This window comes from Polycladidibacter hongkongensis (assembly GCF_001561995.1).
Taxonomy (GTDB): Bacteria; Pseudomonadota; Alphaproteobacteria; order Rhizobiales; family Stappiaceae; genus Pseudovibrio; species Pseudovibrio hongkongensis.
Window position 1 is genome coordinate 26,421 of record NZ_LLWC01000008.1, and the last position, 21,828, is coordinate 48,248.

Genomic DNA, 21,828 nt, shown 5'->3' on the forward strand with positions numbered 1-21,828 from the left:
TTTACTAAGGCAGCTATATAGATATACCTAGAGAAATTGTGAGGATGAATTCCTTGAGATAAGTTAATGGTCGAAACATCAACCAAAATCAACTTAAAACTTTTTAGAGATTTTAAACAATTCCATTTTTGTGTAGGATGCGCGCTTGCTTACCCCAATGAAAAAAATCAGCCCGCAAGCTAATTGAAAATCCGTGAAAACTTCTCCATGCTTTCCCAAAGGCATATCCACAAAGCATACGGAGTAAAAATTGGCGCAACTGCAAACCGCACAAACCATCAGCCTACCCTTTACAGAAATGGGAAAGGGAAAGTCAGCACCGCTTGTGTTTTTACACGGCTTTGGCGGCGACAAGGCGACTTGGAGCAATTTGCAAATTGGTCTTGAGCACCACCGCCATACCATAGCCTTTGATCTTCCAGGCCATGGAGCTGCGCTCAATCACCCCCAATCCGGCAGCGCAGGCAAATCGGCTAAGGCGGTAACAGCCGCGCTAGATGAGCTTGGCCTGCAAAATGTGCATCTAATTGGGCACTCCATGGGGGGCGCCGTCGCTTCTCTGCTCGCATTACGCTCACCAGAACGCTTCAAAAGCCTCACTCTGCTAGCGCCCGGAGGTTTTGGGCCAGAAATTAACACAAAATTGTTACGCCGCTACGCAACCGCCACCTCTGCGGAGGAACAAGCCTCCCTTTTGGAACAGTTTGTCGGCTTTGGATATGATCTCCCAAAAAACCTAGCTGAACACGTCGCCGCCAACCGCGCCCGCGATGGCGCAAGCGAAATACTGATGCATATCTGCGACCAAATCACAGATGGTGACCGGCAAGGTGTTTTGCCCCGCGCAGATTTGGGCAAACTCCCCATACCCATGAAGGTGATATGGGGCACGCAGGATCGCGTTGTACCCACTCGCCAGTGCCATAAACTCCCCGGCCCCATTGCCTGTCATGTGTTTGATCGCGTCGGGCATATGGTCCATATGGAAATCCCGCGTGAGGTGAAGCGACTGGTTTTGGAAAACACGCGCTAACCCATCTTTATCTTTCACAGCTCAAGATTTGGCAGGCCTGCTTCGCCAAGCGGCTTGCCAATTCCCCGTCGCGCCAACATGTGTGAACGTGGGTGGTTAACACTATCAACGCAAATCAATTGGCCGTCTTTTTCATAGGCCACATAAAAGTTTTTTGCCTGCGGATCACCGACCAAGTGCGCGCTGTCAAAGCCCTGACTTAATCCGGCGATTTGCAGCTTCAAATCATACTGATCCGACCAGAACCACGGCACCGGATCATAATCAACTTCCGCGCCAAGCACAGCCGCTGCTGCTGCCTTGGCCTGATCAATCGCATTTTGCACACTCTCCAGCCGCAACGAGCAACCAAACAACTGCGAGTGGAACCGCGCGCAATCACCAATCGCGTAAATCGACGGATCGCTGCTCTGCCCATGCCCATCCACGAGCACACCATCATCGCACTGCAAACCAGCATCCTGAGCCAATTCATCATTGGGTACAGCGCCAACAGCACTTAATACGAAATCACAAGCGATTTCGCGCCCATCCGCCAACTGCGCTGCAACTACTTTGCCATCATTCCCACGCAATGCGCTCAATTTTGCCCCTGTCAGCAACTCGACGCCCTGCGCACGGTGTACCTCCTCGAAAAACTCCGAGACCTGTGGCGACACAACCCGCTGTAGCAAACGCTCCTGCGCCTCAACAACGCTGACCCTTAACCCCAATTGCCGTGCAACCGCCGCTACTTCTAGGCCGATGTAACCACCACCAATCACTAGAAGCCTCTGTCCGGCAACAAAACGAGACCGCATGTGTTCAACATCTTCAAGGCTGCGTAGCGAAACCACACCATCTAAATCTGCACCGTGAGCAGGCAACGCCCGAGCACGTGTGCCTGTGGCAAAGATAAGTTGCGCGTAATCCAGCCGCTCTCCGGATTGCAAAACCACCTGCTTGGCCTGCCGATCAATCTGGCAAACCTTCCGCCCCAGCAACAGTTTACAGTTCAGCTTTTCGTAAAGCTCCACCGGCTTGAGCAGCAGTGCTTGTGCTTCCATCTCGCCTTTTAAGAAACGCTTAGATAAAGGCGGGCGTTGATAGGGCACGATGGCTTCTTCACCGATCAGCGTCAACGCGCCCTCAAAGCCCCCTTGCCGCAAGCTCTGTACCACCTGCGCAGCAGCTTGCCCTGCGCCGACAACAACCACACCAGCACTTTCCTCTTTCCCGACCATCGCAACTCTCCAAACTGTCCCTTGGCAAATCCCTATGCCGTTTATGCCATTGTCGCAAGCCTATGCGTATTGCATCACTTGCATGGCCGGTATTTGTGGCGGATAAAGAAGTCCCACCTGTTTAAAATGATTCTCATTATCTGGAATTCCGAATTGACCATTCTCAGCCGCTTTGCCCCTGCTATCTTTGTTTTTCTCTGGTCTACAGGTTTTATCGGCGCGAAGCTTGGCGCGCCTTATGCCGAGCCTTTTGTGTTCCTCTTGCTTCGCTTTGCTTGTGTCCTGCCACTGCTGGCCCTCATCGTCTGGGGTGCAAAACAATCGCTGACACTATCAAAACAACAAATTACTCATGCGTTGATCACCGGACTGCTAGTCCACGGCGTGTATCTTGCAGGGGTTTTTTGGGCTATTGATGAAGGTCTGCCAGCTGGCATTACTGCCATGGTAACTGGCTTGCAGCCGTTGGTCACAGCTCTGATTGCAGGCGCATTCTTGGGTGAGGCTATTTCAAAGAAACAATGGATTGGCCTGTCATTGGGTATACTTGGGCTTGCTTGCGTTCTTGCACCAAAGTGGCAACTGGGCGATGCATTTTCACTACTGCCACTGCTTGCCGCCTGCGCTGCTATGCTAGGCATCAGCTTTGGCACTGTTTGGCAAAAACGCATGCCAACAGGAACTCCGTTGCTCGCAGCCACCTTTTACCAATATGTCGGGGCAACGTTGCTGCTGTTACCATTGACCCTCACACAAGAGTTCTCTGTCACATTCACTGGGGAATTTGTCTTTGCCCTGTTCTGGCTGGTGTTCGTCCTATCCATCGGTGCCATACTGCTACTGATGATGCTCATTCGCGCCGGTAATGTCGCCTCCACCGCCAGCCTCTTCTACCTCGTACCAATAGCTGCAACCATTGAAAGCTACTTCTTGTTTGAGGAAAGCCTGAGCCCGCTACAAATCGGCGGCATGTTCATCATTGCTGCTGCCTTGCGCCTTGCGCGCCCACCGCTGGCAAAACCGGCGAACAGCTAGCTGCCCGCTCTGTTTTCGCGGCGGGTCTCGATCCGCCGCAGCCGCAGCAAGGCAGCATTGAGCTCCCCGCCAAGAATAAACGCCGCCGCACACAAGTACATAAACACAAGTGCCGTCATCACCCCGGCAAGCCCGGCATAAATCGACACATAATTGGCAAATCGAGCTAGATACGCGCCAAATATTGCCCCACCTGCCAGCCATAAGAGCAAGGTCAACACCACACCGGGCAACACATCCAAAAATCTGCGCTGCCCCGCCGGTAGAAACATATGCGCCCCCAGAAGTGCCAATACAAGCAGGGCAGAGGTTACCCCATAGCGCAAGATGTTCGCGTGATAACCAAACTGGTCAAGCACGCTAAACCAGCGGACCAAGCCCTCCCAAATCAGCGGTCCAAACACAATCAATACAGTGAATACCACAAGCGCCAGCGAGCCGAGCAACACTGTCGCCAGTGATTGCAGCCGACACAAATACCAAGGCCGTACCTCGCGCAACCGATAGGCACGGTTCAGTGCCACCCGCATCGCTTCCACTCCGTTGGAAGAAAACCACAGGGTCACAATCACACCAAATGTTAGCAGGTCTCCGCGCGGTTGGGTCAATACGGCGTTGATCTCTTGTGCCACAGGCCGTGCAACTTGCTCTGGCCATGCATCAAAAATGAGCGAGCTGGCATCAACAGCCATACTGCCAAATCCCATAAAGCCGAAAAGCGAGGTTACAAAAATCAAAAACGGGAACAAAGCCATCAATGTGGAAAGTGCGACATGGCTTGCCACGGCATAACCTTCATCCTGCCCAAAATGCCCCAAGGCATCCGCTAGCACACGATAGCAATAGGTTACGAGCTGCTGCATAGTCTCTCCACATTCCATCACACGCTAAGCTGGTACAATAACGTCTCTACAGCAATCATCTGGCGCTTTCCACCGTGGCAATTCAAGACTCATTGACCATAATGACGCAAAAGACCCACCCAAAAGACAGGTTGCGGCGCAGCACGGTTGCCGCGCACATTAGGAAGACTATTTTGCACCGCACAATAGAATAGGATCTTCCGATGACACCGCCAAGTACAACAAAGCAGATTTTTGCAATAGAATACAAGGCAGAACGCGAGGAAGTGCTTAGCATGCTCCGCGCGCTCAGTGCCACATGCCGAGAGCTGCTGAGCTCTAAGCTTATAGAAGAAGATAGTCGCCCGCAGCCGGAACTACTGGAGAAACACCAACACGCTCTCCATTCGCTAGCTTGGCTGGAAAGCTACATCACTTCTATCACTCAGCTGTGTGCACATGCAGATAGATTAGCCAACGCTGCATCAGATTATCTGCTTGAGGATCGGCTGATCCATATTGCACTTGCTGAATACCTAGCTCAGGTATTCAGCGGTATCCCCATGAGCCAACTCGAGTACGCGCGCCTTACCGATCTAGGGCTCACGCCAGAGCAGATCTCCGAATACGAAACAAAGCCAGTAGATGCTTTGATTGCGCTTGGCCAAACCGAAGCAGTTAGAGCTGAGGCTGCAACACGGCTGGAAAAACTGGGCAGCCCCATCATTCTGGGGGAGGACGCCCTAGATGAGACACTCATCCAGTTCCGGGACGAGATGCAGCGCTTTTGCGAAGCCGAAGTTGTCCCATATGCGCACGAATGGCACCTCCAAAACGCGTATATCCCTGAGGAAACCATCAACAAGATGGCCAATCTCGGCGTTTTTGGCCTGACAATCCCCGAAGAATACGGCGGCCTAGGCCTTGGTAAATTGGCCATGTGCGTTGTCTCGGAAGAGTTGTCCCGCGGTTATCTTGGAGTAGGGTCTTTGGGTACTCGTTCAGAAATAGCTGCAGAGCTTATTCTAGCGGGTGGAACACCTGAGCAACGCGCAACGTGGTTGCCCAAGATCGCAAGCGGGAAAACATTGCCCTGCGCAGTTTTTACCGAGCCAAACACCGGCTCAGACCTCGCATCCCTGAAGACGCGAGCCGAGCGAGACGGCAGCACCTACCACATATCTGGAGCTAAGACGTGGATCACCCACCCTGTCCGCGCAGATGTGATGACCCTTCTCGCCCGCACCAACCCGCAGGAAAAAGGCTATCGTGGGCTCTCGATGTTTCTCGCTGAAAAGCCTCGCGGTACGGACAGCAATCCTTTTCCAGCAGAAGGAATCGATGGCTCGGAAATAGAAGTTCTTGGTTATCGCGGCATGAAAGAATATGAAATCGGTTTCGATCGCTTTTCTGTTGACGCAAAAAACTTGCTGGGAGCAGCGGAGGGTCAGGGCTTTAAGCAGCTGATGACAACCTTTGAATCAGCGCGCATTCAAACGGCGGCTCGAGCTGTCGGGGTAACTCAGTCTGCCTTGGAGCAGGGGATGCGGTATGCCCAAGAGCGCAAGCAATTCGGCAAGCCGTTAGCAGCCTTCCCTCGCGTCGCAAACAAACTGGTTTTGATAGCCGCCGAGTTGCTGACAACCCGCCTCCTCACCTATCATGCAGCACAACAAAAGGATCAAGACATCCGTTGCGACGTGGAAGCTGGCATGGCTAAGCTATTGGCAGCCCGCGCTGCTTGGGCTGCTGCTGATTGTGCACTGCAAATCCATGGCGGCAACGGTTTTGCCCTAGAATACCCAATCTCACGTATTTTGTGCGATGCGCGTGTTCTATCTATTTTTGAAGGTGCCGCAGAGATTCAAGCGCAGATCATCGGCAAACGACTACTCGAATCCACTTGAGATTCGTGGCTCCGTCATCAGCCACATATTTATTAGCATTTTAACTAGTTTAGTTAATTGCAATTCGCACAATACTTGTGATTGTTTTTATTTGCCTATTTTAAGTGTTTTATTCATACAATTATATTTGCCGGATAAAAAAGGCTCAGTACTTTTGTGCTGAGCCTTTTTTTACTTGCGCACACAACGTAATCGCTGTTTCATTTGTTAAAACTTAGTTAAAATTTTAATTAAATGGGGGAAAGATGCGTATCGCGCTCTTGGCAGGAATGACAAGCATATGGCTAGCCCTTTCGCCTGGCGCGGCGTCAAGTTACGAACTTCTTGCTTGGGTCGTTCCTGAAGGCAATCTCAAACCATACGCTGTAAAAACCAGTGGCCTTGAGAGCATGCAGCCCAAAGCAACGAAACGGATGAGCCTAACTCCCATTGAAGCGCACGGTAAATTACTGCCTTTTCCGGCAAAGTCTGGCGCGCTGCTACCCATTGAACTCAACCGGTCAATCAACCCCGGCTTAATCCCTTACCCAGTTAAAACCCATGCCGCAAAAAACTATGAAATCTAAACGGTATGACAAAGTTCCATCACTGAACCCAAACACGTGCTCCATCACCACCTAGAAAATATCTCACGCAGCTAACGGAAATGCTTCCTCAACGAGATAGGGACCGCCACCAACACTACTACGTGCGGAAAACAGAACAAAACGCGCGGCAACAAAGGGGGCAATACGAAAGCCGCCATGTAGTTCAAGCCACTTGGCCACACTCGTGCTATCGGTATTGCGTAGCCGGGCCAAGGTTACATGTGGCGTGTATTTGCGTTTTTCAGCAGGTAGCCCCAGCCTCTGCAAAATACGCTCTTGCTCGCCCTGCATTTCGGCAAGGGCACTCGTTGGCTTCACGCGCGCCCAAACAGCATGCGGCTTTCCATTTCCAAACGAGCCCAAGCCATCGAGCTCAACCGATATTTGTTGGCGTTGCACCCGGCCAAGCTCAAAACTGACCTCATCAGCCAATCGATCTTCAATATCTCCAATAAATCTGAGGGTAATATGATAGCTCTCTGGATCAATCCATCTGGCACCGCGCAATCCCCCCTGAAGCAGAGAAAGCTGCAATGCTATAGATGAGGGGATTTCAAGGCCGGTGAAAAGTCTAGGCATGGCTCCCTCCGCAATCGCAGATACAAGTAAGTGTGTTCATGTTTTTAAGGAGTGCACAAGCCATTATTTTTCTCCTTAAGCTTAGAGGGAGCAAAGCTGCGAAGGTCGTTATCGGCGGGTAAACGGCGCAATCCAGCAGCACCCGAATAACTTTATTGTGATAATGAGCGGGAAAACGCTTCAATCTGCGGCAACATCCGCTCCACGATCACAGCCACACCCTCTCCGGTGGGGTGCATCCCATCCCCAAGATTAAGCTTGGCATCCGTCGCAACGCCTTCAAGAAAGAAGGGATAGAGCGGTAAATCGTAGGTCTTTGCCAAGTCACTATACATGCTGTCAAAGGCATCAACGTACTCAGCGCCCATATTGCGCGGCGCCATCATGCCAACGAGAAATACCTTGATACCGCGCCCCCGCAGCGCATTGATCATTTTCTCAAGGTTTACCTTGGCTGCGCGTGGATCAAGCCCTCGCAGCGCATCATTGGCTCCCAGCGCCAGAATCACGCCATCCGTGCCATCAGCGACAGACCAATCAAGCCGCGCCAATCCAGCTGCCGTTGTATCACCGGACACACCGGCATTGATGATCGTAACCTCAAGCCCTTTCACATGTAACGCCTTTTCCAGCTGAACAGGAAAAGCATCCTCGGCAGGCAATTGATACCCAGCAGTGAGGCTATCACCAAAGGCAACAATCCGAACAGGTTCCGCAACCGCGGGAAGAGCGCTTGCCATCATAAGCCCCGCAGCCACAATCAAAGCACCTATATTTCCCTGCCACATATCTATATCCCTTCGCCCAATCTTGCGTGTAACCATCCAGGCGCAATACCCATCCAAAATGAAATTATGCCTTGCTCTGGAAATATAGGAGTCGTTTTCCCATATGCTAGCAGTAACAAGCTTAAGTAAAACAATACTCCAACAAACCTATTGAAAAAGGACAGGGGCATGAGCCGTTCCACCCCATCACAGCCCATTATCTCATTAGACACTGTAGATCTATCGCTTGGCCAAGGTGCTGGCCGTGTTCACATCCTGAAGGGCATTTCCCTTGCAGTTCAAAAAGGTGAATCTGTCGGCCTTATCGGCCCCTCCGGCTCAGGCAAATCAACACTTCTTATGGTTATGGCGGGCCTTGAAAAAGCTGATACCGGTACTGTGAATGTCCTTGAAGAAAACCTGACAGCCTTAAGTGAAGACAAGCTCGCGCAGTTTCGCGGCCAAAACCTCGGTATTATCTTCCAGTCCTTCCACTTGATACCCAATATGACAGCGTTGGAAAACACTGCTGTTCCGCTTGAGCTGGCAGGTGCGAGCAATGCCTTTGATAAAGCGCGAAAAGAGCTGGAGGCAGTAGGCCTTGGCCATCGGCTGCACCATTACCCAGCCCAACTCTCTGGCGGAGAGCAGCAACGCGTTGCCGTTGCCCGTGCGCTTGTCAGCGATCCCGCCGTTCTTATCGCTGATGAGCCAACAGGCAATCTCGATGAGGCCACCGGCAATCAAATCAAGGATCTCATGTTTAAGGCGCAAAAAGAGCGCGGCACCACGCTGGTTCTCGTCACCCACGACCCAGCCCTTGCCCAGCGCTGCGACAGGCAAATTTCCCTGCGATCTGGTGTGATCGAGCAACAAACCCAACTCGTTGCGGAGGCCGGTGAATGAGCACGACCAGCCTAGGCGCCGCGAGTAGCCGCCAAAATTGTTTCGCCCTTGCCGCACGATTCGCCCTGCGGGAAATGCGCGGAGGCCTGCGCGGCTTTTACGTCTTTATCGCCTGTATTGCCCTCGGAGTGGCCGCAATCACCGGCGTGCAATCCTTCTCTAGCGCCCTCACCACAGGCATCGAAGCGCAAGGGCAAGAAATCCTCGGTGGCGATGCGGCCTTTTCGCTCATTCACCGGGAAGCAACAGAGCAGCAACAAAAGCTCTTAACCCAGTATGGCAATGTTTCCCACGCAGCCACGATGCGCGCTATGGCCCGCGAGCCACAAAGCAGCGCTCAAACTCTTGTAGAAATCAAAGCAGTAGATAGCGCTTACCCACTTTATGGCGCAGTGGCTTCAACCCCTCAGCTCGCGCCAGCGGCTCTGTCCTCCCCCGCGCAAGATGGCTTCTACCCGGCATTGGTTGAGCCAGCTCTTCTTGAGCGTTTAAACATCTCTGTCGGGCAATACCTGAACCTTGGCCAAGCCACACTGCGCGTTGCAGCCGTGCTGGACAGCGAACCGGATAAACTCGGCAGTGGCATGACCTTTGGTCCTCGTGTCCTCATCTCGCAAGAAGCACTGGCACAAACCGGCCTCATGCAACCGGGAAGCTTAGTCACGCACCACTACCGCGTAAGACTTCCAGGAGAAGCAGGTACTGATGCAATCGCACAGCTAACCAATGCGGCCAAAGAACAGTTCCCCGATGCAGGCTGGCGGATTCGCTCGCGCACGCAGGCAGCGCCTTCGCTGCAAAACAACATTACGCGCTTTGCTCAGTTTCTTAGCCTCGTCGGTATCACAGCGTTGATTGTTGGCGGTGTTGGAGTTGCAGGCGCTGTACGCAGTTATCTGGGCACCAAACGCGAAACCATTGCAGCGCTTAAATGCCTCGGCGCCAGCGGCGACTTCGTGTTTCGCCTCTACCTGCTGCAAATCATAGTCATCGCCAGTCTGGGCATCGTGCTGGGCCTCATTGCCGGTGCCATACTTCCAGTAATCGCACTTGCACTTCTCGGGTCTGTACTCCCCTTCGAGGCAAGCGCTACATTCTACCTCTCTGATATGGCCCTCGGCGCTGTTTTCGGTTTACTCACCGCGACAGCTTTTGCTCTATGGCCACTTGGCCGGGCCCATGATGTGCCGCCAACAGTTTTGTTCCGCGATGATTTCAGCAGTCGCAATCGCCGCCCCCATCGCCGTTATCTAATTGCCGCTTGGCTCACCATCGCCCTGCTAGCCACCCTCGCGGTCGTCATGTCTTACGATCAGCGCATTGCGGTGCTTTATGTTGCGGCCTGTGCTGGCGTGTATCTGCTTCTCATGTTGGTCGCTCGCCTCATAATGGCAACAGCGCGGCGGGTTACCAAGCTTAAGTCAACCGAATGGCGCCTCGCAGTGGGGAACATTCACCGGCCCGGCGCGCTAACACAATCTGTGATTCTGTCACTCGGCCTTGGCCTGTCTTTGCTCGTTGCTTTGGCCCTCATTGATGGCAATCTACGCAACACGCTACAGCAAACCGCAGAAGGCGAAGCGCCCAGCTTCTTTTTCCTTGATGTACAGAATTACGAGAAAGATGCCTTCGATGCTTTGCTGGCCGAACAAGCTCCAGACGCAAAAGTACAAAGCGCCCCCATGCTTCGTGGCCGCATCACCAAACTGGCAGGCACCCCAACCGAAGAACTGAACCCACCCGCCGATGCAGCTTGGGTTTTACGCGGTGACCGCGGCATAACCTACGCAGCAAAACTCCCGGAAAACTCCGAGCTGACCTCCGGCGAATGGTGGTCAGAGAACGACTCAGGCGAACCGCTGGTTTCCTTTGACGACGAGCTGGCCGGGCTATTGGGTGTCAAGATCGGTGATATGGTGACGATCAACGTCCTTGGACGCCAGATGAGCGCGCGCATCGCCAATACCCGTACGGTGAAATGGGAGAGCATGGCCATCAACTTTGTTATGGTTTTCTCACCCAACACGTTTGCAGGTGCACCACACACCCACTTAACAACAGTGGCTTGGCCACAGCAAAGCACTTTGGAACAGGAAATTGCACTGCAATCAAAAGTGGTTGACGCCTTCCCAACGGTGACCGCAATCCGCGTAAAAGACGCAATTACCCAAGTGAACGAGCTTATTGGCCAGCTTGCTTGGGGTATTCGCGGCGCTTCTTCCATCACATTGATTGCCAGTGTGCTGGTGCTGGCTGGCGCCTTGGCCGCGGGCCACCAAAGCCGCATCTACGATGCCGTAATCCTGAAAACCCTCGGCGCCACCCGCGGACGCCTTATCCATGCCTACATTATCGAGTACGCCCTGTTGGGTCTGGCAGCTGCAGTTTTCTCGTTGATAGCCGGAGGAATTGCAGCGTGGTTTGTGATGGTGCACGTCATGGACGGGTCGTTTACCTTCCTGCCGATAACCGCCCTTGCCGCAACTATCGCCGCCCTTTTGCTCACGATAGGCTTTGGCCTTGTTGGCACATGGCAGGTTCTTGGCAAAAAACCAGCGCCCAACCTGCGAAGCAACTAGCAAAGTGTTAAACACCTGCGCATATACGCAGGTTAAAAATAGGAAACTGGGCCCTTGTTAAATCTGGCGTTTGTGCCCATATTTAACACCAGTTCGCAAATAGCGGCGCCAACCTTGCCGCTATCAACCAAAGAGAGGGTGAATTATGTCGGGCTTCGACCACAATTCCGCACAGCAGTACGGTATGGCCGGTGCTGGCACTCGCGCCGCAGAATTTGATGCCGGTTTGCGCGCCTACATGTTGCGCGTTTACAATTTCATGGCCATGGGCCTTGTTATTACCGGCGTTGTAGCAATCGCCGCATTCAATATGGCTGTCGACACCAGCGCCGGTCAGTTAACCGAGTTTGGCGCTCTGCTTTACACCAGCCCGCTGAAATGGGTGGTAATGCTTGCTCCGCTTGGCATGGTTTTCCTGCTTAGCGCCCGCGTGCACAAAATGTCAGTGTCTGGTGCTCAAACCGCATTCTGGGTGTTCGCCGCTCTGATGGGCCTTTCGCTCTCCTCGATTTTCCTTGTCTACACAGGTAATTCGATCGCTCGCGTCTTCTTCATTACCGCAGCTTCTTTCGGCGGCTTGAGCCTGTTCGGCTACACCACCAAGAAAGATCTCTCCGCTTGGGGTTCTTTCTTGTTCATGGGCCTTATCGGCATCATCATCGCATCACTGGTAAACTTGTTCCTTGCGTCTTCCGCAGTGCAATTTGCCATCTCTGTCGTTGGTGTACTGGTGTTTGCTGGCCTCACCGCCTACGACACCCAGCGCATCAAAGAGATGTACGCTGCTGTCGATAGCTCAGACGTTGCTGGCAAAAAAGCAATCATGGGCGCTTTGACCCTGTATCTGGACTTCATCAACCTGTTCATGATGCTGCTGTCGCTGTTCGGCAACCGCGACTAAGCCAAGTAAAACCTGATTACGTGAAAACGCGGGGCTTCGGCCTCGCGTTTTTTTATTTGCCGAATTACAGCAACTTCAATCCACCAGACGCAAGTGCTTCTTCCGCTCAAATACCTTCAGCACTGTCTCTAGATCTTGCCCACGCTTCAGCACCTGCCCATCAGCAGCGACCACACGATATGCCCCCTGCTTGCGCGCAAGCCGCGGATCCTTTTCGACGCGATAAAGTGGCAACTCGCGAGAATGCCGATAGATAGAAAACACGGCCACATGCCGCCCATGGTCAATCGCATAGTCTCGCCAATCACCACTAGCCACAAAACGCCCATAGACCCGCAAGATCAAATCCAGTTCACGCCGGTGAAAACTAATCAGCGCCACGGGGCTGTTGTTGTTGCTGGCAGGTGAGAACTTCGGCTTCCCCAGCCCGTGCAACGCCGTATCATCTCCATCGCTCATAGGCCCTCCTCGCCAGCTGTCTTGTGGCTGTTTGCCAAAACGCTTTTCCCAAAGCACTTATCATTGTTAGTTGGCTTACACCCATTGTGGGGCATGCGATTAGCGCTGGCAACTCTGAGGTTTTTAGTCGTTTTCCCCACCTCCCGAAAACACCGCAAACTATCTTGTTTGTGCCACAATTTTACCGTGTGCCGGCCACACCGCATTGGCATTGTTTCTTTGTTGCCCAGAAGGCTCGGTTTTGCTGGTGGTCTGATTGTTTTTCCCCTACCCAAGTCTAGACCCTCATACCGCAAAGCCGAGCCACTTCCCTCCTTCATAACATGACGCACCCTAAGTCCTTTACCTTAGTCGAACAGCTAAGACACCAACTGCGGCCTCATCCGACTTTTGCTCTTGAAACTCATTCTAGGTCCTGTAATACAAACTCCGAAAGAACTCGGAGAGCCCAATTAATGCGTATTGATCAAATCCCTATCGGCAAAAATCCGCCTGAAGATGTAAATGTAATCATCGAAGTTCCAGTGGGCGGCGAGCCAATCAAGTACGAAATGGAAAAAGATTCCGGCGCTATGTTTGTTGACCGGTTCCTGTACACACCAATGCGCTACCCGGGCAACTACGGCTTTGTGCCCCACACCCTGTGCGGTGATGGCGATCCGATTGACGTTGTTGTTGTCAATCAACGCCCAATTATTCCGGGCGCTGTTATGAGCTGCCGCCCGATTGGCGTTCTAATCATGGAAGATGAGTCCGGCCAAGATGAAAAAATCATTGCTGTGCCAAGCGCTAAGCTGACCCGCCGCTATGAAAACATCAAAACCATTGAAGACCTGCCAGAGATCACCATCAAGCAGGTTGAGCACTTCTTTGAGCACTACAAAGACCTAGAGCCAAACAAGTGGGTAAAGATCACCGGCATTCTGGGCGCGGAAGACGCCAAGCGCCTGATCACCGAATCCATCGAGCGCTACAACAACACCAAGTAGCACCCGAGTGAGTGTAAAAAAGCCGCGGCGCCTCATGAGCACTGCGGCTTTTTTAGTATACGGATCTTCAGCCCTTCCGACGAACAGGCAGCACCACACCGCAAATCGCGATAAAGGCCATCACGCTGGAAAACACCACATTCATTCCGGCAAAGGACAGACCAAAAATACGCAGCGCCGCAGTGGAACAGCTTACAACACGGGTGTTGTTAAGCGCGTTCAACATGTTGCTCGCCTGAGAAACATCGAACCTCCCACCGCCGCAATCATTTGGCCCAAGCCAGAAGTCCCACTCCGCCCCAGCCTGATAAACGCCAATTCCGCCACCATACATAAATATCCCGGCGGCCAACAAAAGCAGCAGTGCGCTCAACCAGCGCAATTTGCCTTTTACCGAGAGTGCAAGCACAAGCAAGCTCAGCGGCAAACCAATGTAGTAAGGCACCCGCTGCGCCAAACACAATTGGCAGGGCATATAGCCGCCTATGAGCTGAAACCCCCACGCCATAGCAATTGAAAAGGCGCTTCCTGCGGCAAGAAGGCCTGCAGCCCAAGCGCGCGGGTTCTCAAGAACCCGATCAAACAGTTTTGCGATCATAAGCCCACCTAGAGGTATTTGAGCAACAAGAAGCCGCCGAAAAGACACACAACGACAAGTGAAAACACAAGCCCAAGCCGCTTCTCAATGAAGCTTTGCATGGATGGGCCAAAAAAGTACAGCAATCCGGCCACGACAAAAAACCGCAGCCCGCGCGACACAAGACTAGCAAGAATAAACCCGGGCAGCGCCATAGCCGCAGCACCACTAGAAATCGTAATAACCTTATAAGGAAATGGCGTCAGGCCCGCGATAAACACAAACCACCAACCCCACTCATTAAACACCTGCTTAAACTCGGCGATCTTTCCCGTGTAGCCATAAAACTCCAACACCGGCAAAGCCACCTGCTCAAACAAAAGGGCACCGATGAAGTAGCCCGCAATGCCCCCTGCCACCGAAGCAAGCGTACAAAGCAGCGCAAACCACCATGTGCGCTCCCGCCTACTAAGAACCATAGGTATTAGCAATAGATCAGGCGGGATCGGAAAGAACGAGCTTTCGGCAAAAGAAACCGCCCCTAAAGCGGTGGGCGCACGTTTGCCGGCAGCCAGCGCGAGCGTCCAATCGTATAAGCGGCGGATCATTTAGCTTTTTCTCCAATATTGATTAAGGGTGCATCGTTTGCTCGTTTATAATCACGGCTGAAGGCTATTGAAAGACCGGCAACCCCGTTGGCTCCGCCTTTTAACAAGGCAAAACAACCCCAATGCGGGAAAACAAAGTGCAAACCTGTGATTAGCTGATAGTTTTTATTGACGTTTGCGAACAGCGAGCTATAACCCCTTCTCATTCCCGCCGTAACAACACGGCGACACGGGCCCCCGTGGCGGAATTGGTAGACGCGGTAGATTCAAAATCTGCTGCCCTCTGGGCGTGCCCGTTCGATTCGGGCCGGGGGCACCATTTCTTCTCTCATTCATGGCGATATGAAGTTATGCAGCCAAATTATCCGGCCAACGGATGATGCTGTTCGACGATCTGTTGCAAACGCTCATCAAGCACATGGGTGTAGATTTGCGTTGTCGATATATCTGCATGCCCGAGAACTTGCTGAAGCACCCGCAAATCAGCCCCGTGATGCAAAAGGTGCGATGCAAACGCATGACGCAAGACATGCGGAGACACCTTCTTTCGATCCAGCTTGGCGCGCTCCGCTAAATCTTTCAGGTCACGCGCAAATGCCTGCCGGGTAAGATGACCACTTTCCCCGTGCGAAGGAAACAGCCACACACTGTCTTTGTAATTGCCAATCGTGGCGCGCAGCTGAACATAGCGCTGCATCGCTCCCTGCGCCCGCTCAGAAAGCGGTACGGCCCGCTCCTTGTTGCCTTTGCCGCGCACGGTGAGCAACCTGCTATCGCGCAGCGCCGCACTGGCTGGCAGCGAAACCAGCTCGGAGACACGCAAGCCAGTGGCGTAAAGCACTTCTAAAAGCGTATAAAGCCGCAGAGATCGCAACTGCTTTGCATCACTTTCCTGCTGGTTTTTGCTTTCGTCTTCGGCAATTTTTAACAAGGCATCGACTTCATCCTCGGAAAGCACATTCGGCAACGCCGCTCGCTTCTTGGGCGAGGCAACCGTGCGTGTGGGATCGTCGCCCCTGCGCCCTTCGGCATAGAGGAACTGATAGAATTGCCGCAGTGCCGAAAGCCGCCGCGCCTGCGAAGACGCCGCGAAATCCCGCTCCACAATATCTTGCAGGTAGGCCCGGATGTCGCTGGTCTGCGCTTCCAATATGGAAACACCGCAAGCTGACAGAAAGCTATCAAAATCCTCTAGATCCGCGCGATAACTCTCCAGTGTGTTAAACGCGCTATCTCGTTCCACACTTAGCATTTCAAAGAATGCGTCTACTTCAGCAACAAAGCGCATCGCGTTCCCTATTTCAGTCCACTTTCCATCACCTGCACTGTATAGGTACGCGGGTTCGGCTCGACAAAGGTTGCCAGCGCATACATGCACAGCACAATGGCAACGACTGCCATTCCGACAATTGAAAGCAATCTGGTCAACGTAGGCATTGCCCGAAAATCCCTTATCCCCACCCACATAACCGGTGCAGCAGCAGCCTGAGATAGTTCAGGCTCTTTACCTGCCAAACGATCAAATGCGACACTCTTTCAATAGCCTGTTTAGGCCGTTCTGCGCAATAACCGTGCCTTGGCGCTTGACATTGGGGGTATGTTTACGCTCAAAGCAGAAACAAAAGATAAAGTATGAAGAGGAAATGGTGTGAGCGCCGCACAGCCAAATGCGAAAAGTCGTGAACAACGCGCCAAAGCCATCGTCAAGCGCTTGGGCAATCGCTCCATCGTGCTCGTGGGCATCATGGGATGCGGCAAGTCTACAGTGGGCCGCCGTCTTGCTCAGTACTTGAGTGTAGATTTCGTAGATGCCGATTCTGAAATCGAACAAGCTGCCAACCGTACCGTCAGTGAGATTTTTGCCGAACACGGTGAAGCCTACTTCCGCGACGGTGAAAAGCGGGTCATTGCCCGCCTGCTGGATGAGGGACCACAAGTGCTCGCCACAGGGGGCGGCGCATTTATCAATCCTGAAACCCGTGAACGCATTAAAAACCAAGGTGTTTCTGTCTGGATGAAGGCAGAGCTGCCTGTGCTCATGTCTCGTGTCCGCAAGCGCCCCACCCGCCCTCTCCTACAAACGGACAACCCCGAAGAAACACTGCAAAAGCTGATGGACAAGCGCTACCCCATTTACGCAGAGGCCGATCTGCATATCTGGTCACGCGATGTCAGCCACGAAGCGGTGATGGAAGAGATCCTCAAAGTTCTGGAGGAAGGCCTTCCCCCGGCGGATGAGGCAGACCTTGCAAATATAAGCAGCATCGACCCCAAGCAGCCCTAACCTTACTACGACAAATCAAGTAACCCCAGCGCTAAAAGGAATTACCGCAGTGACCGAGACCTCCGCCCTCACGCAGCTTGAAGTATCCCTCGGCGAACGCAGTTATCCCATTCTAATCGGCGGCGGTCTTCTGCAGCAGGCGGGCACACATATCGCTCAAACTCTACCCGGCGCACGCTGTGTAGTGATTTGCGATGAAACCGTTGCAACGATCCACCTGAAAACACTAGAAGACAGCTTAGGGGCCGTAGGCGTTGGCTTTGATACTCTGCTGGTTCCGGCAGGCGAAAAGACCAAATGCTTCAGCCAGTTCGAGCGTCTGTGCGATGAGGTTCTCTCCTTGCGGCTAGAGCGAGGCGACGCAGTTGTTGCCCTCGGCGGCGGTGTCGTGGGCGACCTGTCAGGCTTCGTCTCTGGCGTGGTTCGCCGCGGTATGCAATTTGTCCAAATCCCAACAACTTTGCTGGCTCAGGTAGACAGCTCCGTCGGCGGCAAAACCGGCATCAACTCCCGCCACGGCAAAAATCTGCTCGGTGTATTCCACCAGCCAACGCTCGTCCTTGCCGATACAGATGCACTCGACACGCTGCCACAGCGAGATTTCCGCGCGGGCTACGCAGAAGTGGCCAAGTACGGCCTCATCAATGACGAGCCGTTTTTCAAATGGTTGGAAAACAACTGGGAAGACGTATTTAAAGGTGGCGAGGCCCGCATTCACGCTGTTGCCCACTCATGCCGCGCCAAAGCCGCTGTTGTCGCCGCTGATGAGCGCGAAAGCGGCAACCGCGCCTTGCTCAATCTTGGCCACACTTTCGGCCACGCGCTGGAAGGAGCCGTCGCATACGAAGGCAGCCGCCTTGTGCATGGCGAGGGCGTTTCCATCGGCATGACACTGGCTTACGAGTTTTCCGCCCAGCTTGGCCTATGCGCTATAGAAGATGCCGAGCGCGTGGAAGCGCACCTTGAAAAAGTAGGGCTACCAACCCAGATCAAACAAGTCCCTGGCCAATTGCCACCGCTCGAAACGTTTATGGATCTGATCGCACAGGACAAAAAAGTAACACGCGGACAGCTCACCTTCATTCTTGCCCGCGGTATTGGACAGTCCTTTATCGATAAAACCATTGAGCCAGAAACACTCGCCAGCTACCTTAAGGAGAAACTTGCCTAATGAGCGACTTTCCACTTTGGGCATCCCTTGCCAGCATTGCCCTGTTGCTTATCCTGTCCGGCTTCTTTTCCGGCTCGGAGACAGCTCTGACAGCGGCCTCGCGTGCGCGCATGCACCAGATGGAAAAGTCCGGCAACAAACGCGCCTCAATCGTTTCCCGCCTCATTCAGGCCCGCGAACGGCTCATTGGCGCACTCTTGCTCGGCAATAACCTCGTAAATATCCTTGCTTCGGCGCTAGCAACATCCGTGCTGCTTAACATGTTTGGCGATGCTGGCGTGGCCTATGCAACGCTGCTCATGACCCTGTTGGTCTTGATCTTCTCCGAAGTCCTGCCCAAAACATGGGCCATTACCAACGCGGACAAATTCGCTCTTTCTGTCGCGCCAATCCTGCGCCCATTGGTGGCAATTCTCTCACCTCTCGTTATCACGATTGAAGTGATTGTGCGTGCAATTCTGCGCATTTTTGGCATCCGCATCGATGGAGAAACCGCGATCCTGTCCGCCCATGAAGAGCTGCGTGGCACGCTGGATTTGCAACACTTGGAAGGAGGTCTCGTCAAGGCCGATAAGGACCGCATCGGCGGCCTGCTGGATTTGGCCGAGCTGGAAGTCTCAGACGTCATGGTTCACCGCACCAAGGTGTTTGCCCTGAATGCTGACCTGCCTTCTGCCGAGCTGATTGAAGAGGTGCTGGCCAGCCCCTTCACCCGCATCCCCTTATGGCGCGACAATCCGGACAACTTTGTCGGCCTGCTCCATGCCAAGGATGTGCTGCGCGCATTCGCCCATGTGAAAGGTGACGTCAGCAAGTTCAAGCTCGATAAAGTTATGAGCCCGCTATGGTTCGTCCCCGATACCACCAGCTTGCAAAATCAGCTCAACGCCTTTTTGAAGCGCAAAACCCACTTCGCCATGGTTGTCGACGAGTACGGCGAGGTTATGGGGCTGGTGACGCTGGAAGACATACTGGAAGAAATCGTGGGCGAGATCGCCGATGAACACGACAACGAAGTGCCCGGCCTGCACCCGCAAACCGATGGGTCTGTCATTGTTGATGGCTCTGTCCCGATCCGTGATTTAAACCGCGCCACAGATTGGGATCTACCAGACGAAGAGGCAACCACCATTGCAGGGCTTGTCATTCACGAGGCAAAAGTAATCCCCGAGGAGCGCCAGATCTTCACCTTCCACGGATTCCGTTTCACAGTACTGCGACGGGAAAAAAACCGCATCACGCGCCTGCGGATGATGCCTCTTGGAGACACCAAGCCACGCCGCGAAGCCTAGCCGCGAGCATTATGCGCTTGCTTCAATCGCCAGCGCATGCACACCGCTCGCTAGCTCTTCTGCAACGCACGCATTTATTGCACGATGCATTGCAACCCTACTCATACCGGCAAAGGCTGTGGATACGATGCGAATACGAAAATGCGTTTCGCCTCCTTCACGCCAGCCTCCATGGCCACGATGGCTCTCCGATTCATCGATAACCTCAAGCTGCTGCGGCGCAAATGCTTGGGTCAACTTGTCACGCATACTGTTTTTCTTGCTCATTTCTCCTATATCCGATGCAAGGAAACATGCGTCAAGGCCTTGCGCCCGACCCCAATTGTTTTCTATTTATGCTCTTCAGCATTTTTGCAGTGCAGGCCCCACTCAGCAAACGATACCAAATGACGCTAAAATCATCTCTTTTTGACAGTATCCGCGTGAAGCCAAACAAAGAGGCACAATCGCGCCGCTCCAGCCCCCAGTGCGAATGGGAAGGCTGCACCGCGCCCGGCGCCCATCGCGCGCCCAAAGGACGTGACCGCGAAGGAGAGTACTTTCACTTCTGCGTAGAGCACGTGCGGGCCTATAACAAAAATTACAACTATTTCTCCGGCCTTGACGACGACGCAGTGCGCCATATCCAAGAAGAGGCGGTAACCGGCAATCGCCCTACGTGGAAAATGGGCGTCAACTCCGATCCAGACGCATCAGCAGGGCGCGACGGCTCACGCACACGTCTCAACGACACGCAATTCTCCGATCCATTTGATTTTATGGATGGTAAAACCCAGCGCGAAGCACCCAACAGCGCTCCGCAGCGCAAAGTTTTGGCGCTTGAGAAAAGATCATTTGAAACGCTCAACCTGCGTGTTACGGCAAGGGGAGCGGAAATTAAATCTCGATACAAGGAATTGGTAAAAGTACATCACCCTGATGCAAATGGCGGCGATCGTTCTTCCGAAGATCGCTTACGCGAGATCATTCAGGCCTACAATGTTTTAAAAAAGAACGGCTATTGCTAGCCACCTCCCTCTAAACGGGTGCCACAAACGACACTGAAGACAACACCTGCAAACGCTCCTTGCTACGAAGGAAGGCGCCCAAGGACAAGCTATGACCGATACTCAAGAAAAACTGCCAAACCTGCCCGACACCACCATTTCGGTTCGCGAAACTTTCGGTATCGACAGCGATCTGGTCGTGCCAGCTTTTTCCAAGCCAAGTGAGCACGTGCCGGATGTGGATAAGGACTATTTGTTCGATCGCGCCACCACACTGGCTATTCTTGCAGGTTTTGCGCGCAATCGCCGCGTCATGATCACCGGTTATCACGGCACAGGTAAGTCCACACATATCGAGCAAGTCGCTGCCCGCCTTAACTGGCCTTGCGTGCGCGTAAACCTTGATAGCCATGTGTCCCGTATTGATCTTGTTGGGAAAGACGCCATCACCGTGAAAGACGGCCACACCATCACCGAGTTCCGCGATGGCATTTTGCCTTGGGCTCTACAAAACAACGTCGCACTGGTGTTTGACGAGTATGACGCCGGCCGCCCGGATGTTATGTTTGTAATCCAGCGCGTTCTGGAGGTCTCCGGCCGTCTCACGCTGCTGGATCAAAACCGCGTCATTCATCCGCATCCTGCGTTCCGCCTGTTTGCCACCGCCAACACTGTCGGCCTTGGCGATACATCCGGGCTTTATCACGGCACTCAGCAAATCAACCAAGGCCAAATGGACCGCTGGTCGATTGTCAGCACGCTGAATTATCTCCCGCATGATAATGAAGTCGAGATTGTGCTGGCAAAATCACCCCATTACTCCGGCGCTGAAGGCCGCGCGACGGTATCCAAGATGGTGCGTGTTGCAGATCTGACCCGTAACGCCTTCATCAATGGCGATTTGTCCACGGTGATGAGCCCGCGCTCGGTTATCACATGGTCTGAAAATGCGGAGATTTTTGGCGATCTCGGCTTTGCCTTCCGCCTGACATTCCTAAACAAGTGCGATGAAACCGAACAAGCGCTCGTCGCCGAGTTTTATCAGCGTTGCTTCGGGGAAGAGCTGCCGGAATCGGCTGCAAACATCCTCTTGAGCTAAGGGA

General features: G+C 53.3%; 23 protein-coding genes and 1 tRNA gene. 14 read left to right on the forward strand and 10 right to left on the reverse strand.

What is annotated here, in order from left to right:
- Positions 1-250 precede the first annotated feature (250 nt).
- Entirely contained in the window at positions 251-1,033 is a 783-nt protein-coding gene (locus AYK82_RS01285) for an alpha/beta fold hydrolase (protein WP_208976347.1), read from the forward strand.
- 14 nt (positions 1,034-1,047) lie between these two features.
- Here the strand turns inward: AYK82_RS01285 and AYK82_RS01290 are convergent, their stop codons facing one another.
- A complete protein-coding gene (locus AYK82_RS01290) occupies positions 1,048-2,256 on the reverse strand; it encodes an NAD(P)/FAD-dependent oxidoreductase (protein WP_068310536.1) in 1,209 nt (402 codons plus the stop codon).
- A 153-nt stretch (positions 2,257-2,409) separates the two neighbouring features.
- On the opposite strand from AYK82_RS01290, the gene AYK82_RS01295 reads away from it, so the two are divergent.
- Positions 2,410-3,291 (forward strand): DMT family transporter, encoded by an 882-nt coding sequence (locus AYK82_RS01295; protein WP_208976348.1) that lies wholly within the window; start codon positions 2,410-2,412, stop codon positions 3,289-3,291.
- On the opposite strand, the gene AYK82_RS01300 is transcribed toward AYK82_RS01295, so the two are convergent.
- On the reverse strand, positions 3,288-4,154 hold the full coding sequence (locus AYK82_RS01300) for a YihY/virulence factor BrkB family protein (protein ID WP_068310538.1): 867 nt from the start codon (positions 4,152-4,154) through the stop codon (positions 3,288-3,290). The two genes, AYK82_RS01295 and AYK82_RS01300, sit on opposite strands and share 4 nt — an antisense overlap.
- A 203-nt stretch (positions 4,155-4,357) precedes the next feature.
- Here AYK82_RS01300 and AYK82_RS01305 point away from each other — a divergent pair, with 203 nt between their 5' ends.
- Together AYK82_RS01305 and AYK82_RS01310 are read left to right on the forward strand one after the other, a co-directional pair.
- Positions 4,358-6,040, forward strand: a complete 1,683-nt coding sequence (locus tag AYK82_RS01305) for an acyl-CoA dehydrogenase family protein (RefSeq protein ID WP_068310540.1) — start codon at positions 4,358-4,360, stop codon at positions 6,038-6,040.
- 245 nt (positions 6,041-6,285) lie between these two features.
- Complete coding sequence (locus tag AYK82_RS01310; RefSeq protein ID WP_068310542.1) at positions 6,286-6,606, forward strand: hypothetical protein; 321 nt, start codon at positions 6,286-6,288, stop codon at positions 6,604-6,606.
- Positions 6,607-6,669: 63 nt separating this feature from the next.
- Here the strand turns inward: AYK82_RS01310 and thpR are convergent, their stop codons facing one another.
- Positions 6,670-7,206, reverse strand: coding sequence for an RNA 2',3'-cyclic phosphodiesterase (thpR, locus tag AYK82_RS01315; RefSeq protein ID WP_068310543.1), 537 nt, complete (start codon positions 7,204-7,206; stop codon positions 6,670-6,672).
- 152 nt (positions 7,207-7,358) lie between these two features.
- Positions 7,359-7,994 carry an arylesterase gene (locus AYK82_RS01320; protein WP_068310545.1) on the reverse strand — a complete coding sequence of 212 codons (636 nt, stop codon included), beginning with the start codon at positions 7,992-7,994 and terminating at the stop codon, positions 7,359-7,361.
- 168 nt (positions 7,995-8,162) lie between these two features.
- Between AYK82_RS01320 and AYK82_RS01325 the strand changes: the two genes are divergently transcribed.
- The 3 genes from AYK82_RS01325 (at position 8,163) to AYK82_RS01335 (ending at position 12,359) form a co-directional block, all read left to right on the forward strand.
- Positions 8,163-8,879 carry an ABC transporter ATP-binding protein gene (locus AYK82_RS01325; RefSeq protein ID WP_068310548.1) on the forward strand — a complete coding sequence of 239 codons (717 nt, stop codon included), beginning with the start codon at positions 8,163-8,165 and terminating at the stop codon, positions 8,877-8,879.
- Entirely contained in the window at positions 8,876-11,458 is a 2,583-nt protein-coding gene (locus tag AYK82_RS01330; RefSeq protein WP_068310550.1) for an ABC transporter permease, read from the forward strand. The genes AYK82_RS01325 and AYK82_RS01330 overlap by 4 nt, the downstream gene beginning before the upstream one ends.
- Before the next feature lie 145 nt (positions 11,459-11,603).
- A complete protein-coding gene (locus AYK82_RS01335) occupies positions 11,604-12,359 on the forward strand; it encodes a Bax inhibitor-1/YccA family protein (RefSeq protein ID WP_082733669.1) in 756 nt (251 codons plus the stop codon).
- Between the two features lie 75 nt (positions 12,360-12,434).
- On the opposite strand, the gene AYK82_RS01340 is transcribed toward AYK82_RS01335, so the two are convergent.
- Positions 12,435-12,818 carry a DUF2794 domain-containing protein gene (locus AYK82_RS01340; RefSeq protein WP_068310552.1) on the reverse strand — a complete coding sequence of 128 codons (384 nt, stop codon included), beginning with the start codon at positions 12,816-12,818 and terminating at the stop codon, positions 12,435-12,437.
- Between the two features lie 455 nt (positions 12,819-13,273).
- On the opposite strand from AYK82_RS01340, the gene ppa reads away from it, so the two are divergent.
- Positions 13,274-13,807 carry an inorganic diphosphatase gene (gene ppa / locus AYK82_RS01345; RefSeq protein ID WP_068310554.1) on the forward strand — a complete coding sequence of 178 codons (534 nt, stop codon included), beginning with the start codon at positions 13,274-13,276 and terminating at the stop codon, positions 13,805-13,807.
- A gap of 67 nt (positions 13,808-13,874) precedes the next feature.
- On the opposite strand, the gene AYK82_RS01350 is transcribed toward ppa, so the two are convergent.
- Entirely contained in the window at positions 13,875-14,405 is a 531-nt protein-coding gene (locus AYK82_RS01350; RefSeq protein ID WP_068310556.1) for a disulfide bond formation protein B, read from the reverse strand.
- Positions 14,406-14,413: 8 nt separating this feature from the next.
- The gene (locus AYK82_RS01355) at positions 14,414-14,992 is read right to left on the reverse strand and encodes a YqaA family protein (protein ID WP_068310558.1); all 579 of its coding nucleotides are present in this window, start codon (positions 14,990-14,992) and stop codon (positions 14,414-14,416) included.
- Between the two features lie 233 nt (positions 14,993-15,225).
- Between AYK82_RS01355 and AYK82_RS01365 the strand changes: the two genes are divergently transcribed.
- A tRNA-Leu gene (locus tag AYK82_RS01365) sits at positions 15,226-15,311 on the forward strand.
- 42 nt (positions 15,312-15,353) lie between these two features.
- On the opposite strand, the gene xerD is transcribed toward AYK82_RS01365, so the two are convergent.
- Both xerD and AYK82_RS18085 read right to left on the reverse strand, forming a co-directional pair.
- The gene (gene xerD / locus AYK82_RS01370; RefSeq protein ID WP_068310562.1) at positions 15,354-16,280 is read right to left on the reverse strand and encodes a site-specific tyrosine recombinase XerD; all 927 of its coding nucleotides are present in this window, start codon (positions 16,278-16,280) and stop codon (positions 15,354-15,356) included.
- 8 nt (positions 16,281-16,288) lie between these two features.
- Complete coding sequence (locus tag AYK82_RS18085; RefSeq protein WP_172795173.1) at positions 16,289-16,429, reverse strand: hypothetical protein; 141 nt, start codon at positions 16,427-16,429, stop codon at positions 16,289-16,291.
- Positions 16,430-16,640: 211 nt separating this feature from the next.
- Between AYK82_RS18085 and AYK82_RS01375 the strand changes: the two genes are divergently transcribed.
- The 3 genes from AYK82_RS01375 to AYK82_RS01385 are packed head-to-tail and all read left to right on the forward strand — an operon-like array spanning position 16,641 to position 19,739.
- On the forward strand, positions 16,641-17,276 hold the full coding sequence (locus AYK82_RS01375; protein ID WP_068310564.1) for a shikimate kinase: 636 nt from the start codon (positions 16,641-16,643) through the stop codon (positions 17,274-17,276).
- A 40-nt stretch (positions 17,277-17,316) separates the two neighbouring features.
- Positions 17,317-18,447: a 3-dehydroquinate synthase gene (gene aroB, locus AYK82_RS01380; RefSeq protein ID WP_068310566.1), complete on the forward strand. Its 1,131-nt coding sequence runs from the start codon at positions 17,317-17,319 to the stop codon at positions 18,445-18,447.
- Positions 18,447-19,739, forward strand: a complete 1,293-nt coding sequence (locus tag AYK82_RS01385) for an HlyC/CorC family transporter (RefSeq protein ID WP_068310567.1) — start codon at positions 18,447-18,449, stop codon at positions 19,737-19,739. Before aroB ends, AYK82_RS01385 begins: the two co-directional genes overlap by 1 nt.
- A 9-nt stretch (positions 19,740-19,748) precedes the next feature.
- Here AYK82_RS01385 and AYK82_RS01390 read toward each other — a convergent pair whose 3' ends face one another.
- Positions 19,749-20,006: a BolA family protein gene (locus AYK82_RS01390; protein WP_068310569.1), complete on the reverse strand. Its 258-nt coding sequence runs from the start codon at positions 20,004-20,006 to the stop codon at positions 19,749-19,751.
- Between the two features lie 119 nt (positions 20,007-20,125).
- Between AYK82_RS01390 and AYK82_RS01395 the strand changes: the two genes are divergently transcribed.
- Together AYK82_RS01395 and cobS are read left to right on the forward strand one after the other, a co-directional pair.
- Positions 20,126-20,746, forward strand: a complete 621-nt coding sequence (locus AYK82_RS01395; protein WP_068311264.1) for a J domain-containing protein — start codon at positions 20,126-20,128, stop codon at positions 20,744-20,746.
- Positions 20,747-20,837: 91 nt separating this feature from the next.
- Entirely contained in the window at positions 20,838-21,824 is a 987-nt protein-coding gene (gene cobS / locus AYK82_RS01400) for a cobaltochelatase subunit CobS (protein WP_068310571.1), read from the forward strand.
- The last annotated feature ends 4 nt before the right edge of the window (positions 21,825-21,828 follow it).

Bases quoted from the DNA above. Each gene is read 5' to 3' on its own strand.
- AYK82_RS01290 (WP_068310536.1), bottom strand. From the start codon at position 2,256: ATGGTCGGGAAAGAGGAAAGTGCTGGTGTGGTTGTTGTCGGCGCAGGG.
- AYK82_RS01300 (WP_068310538.1), bottom strand. From the start codon at position 4,154: ATGCAGCAGCTCGTAACCTATTGCTATCGTGTGCTAGCGGATGCCTTG.
- AYK82_RS01305 (WP_068310540.1), top strand. From the start codon at position 4,358: ATGACACCGCCAAGTACAACAAAGCAGATTTTTGCAATAGAATACAAG.
- AYK82_RS01310 (WP_068310542.1), top strand. From the start codon at position 6,286: ATGCGTATCGCGCTCTTGGCAGGAATGACAAGCATATGGCTAGCCCTT.
- thpR (WP_068310543.1), bottom strand. From the start codon at position 7,206: ATGCCTAGACTTTTCACCGGCCTTGAAATCCCCTCATCTATAGCATTG.
- AYK82_RS01320 (WP_068310545.1), bottom strand. From the start codon at position 7,994: ATGTGGCAGGGAAATATAGGTGCTTTGATTGTGGCTGCGGGGCTTATG.
- AYK82_RS01325 (WP_068310548.1), top strand. From the start codon at position 8,163: ATGAGCCGTTCCACCCCATCACAGCCCATTATCTCATTAGACACTGTA.
- AYK82_RS01330 (WP_068310550.1), top strand. From the start codon at position 8,876: ATGAGCACGACCAGCCTAGGCGCCGCGAGTAGCCGCCAAAATTGTTTC.
- AYK82_RS01335 (WP_082733669.1), top strand. From the start codon at position 11,604: ATGTCGGGCTTCGACCACAATTCCGCACAGCAGTACGGTATGGCCGGT.
- AYK82_RS01340 (WP_068310552.1), bottom strand. From the start codon at position 12,818: ATGAGCGATGGAGATGATACGGCGTTGCACGGGCTGGGGAAGCCGAAG.
- ppa (WP_068310554.1), top strand. From the start codon at position 13,274: ATGCGTATTGATCAAATCCCTATCGGCAAAAATCCGCCTGAAGATGTA.
- AYK82_RS01350 (WP_068310556.1), bottom strand. From the start codon at position 14,405: ATGATCGCAAAACTGTTTGATCGGGTTCTTGAGAACCCGCGCGCTTGG.
- AYK82_RS01355 (WP_068310558.1), bottom strand. From the start codon at position 14,992: ATGATCCGCCGCTTATACGATTGGACGCTCGCGCTGGCTGCCGGCAAA.
- xerD (WP_068310562.1), bottom strand. From the start codon at position 16,280: ATGCGCTTTGTTGCTGAAGTAGACGCATTCTTTGAAATGCTAAGTGTG.
- AYK82_RS18085 (WP_172795173.1), bottom strand. From the start codon at position 16,429: ATGCCTACGTTGACCAGATTGCTTTCAATTGTCGGAATGGCAGTCGTT.
- AYK82_RS01385 (WP_068310567.1), top strand. From the start codon at position 18,447: ATGAGCGACTTTCCACTTTGGGCATCCCTTGCCAGCATTGCCCTGTTG.
- AYK82_RS01390 (WP_068310569.1), bottom strand. From the start codon at position 20,006: ATGAGCAAGAAAAACAGTATGCGTGACAAGTTGACCCAAGCATTTGCG.
- AYK82_RS01395 (WP_068311264.1), top strand. From the start codon at position 20,126: ATGACGCTAAAATCATCTCTTTTTGACAGTATCCGCGTGAAGCCAAAC.
- cobS (WP_068310571.1), top strand. From the start codon at position 20,838: ATGACCGATACTCAAGAAAAACTGCCAAACCTGCCCGACACCACCATT.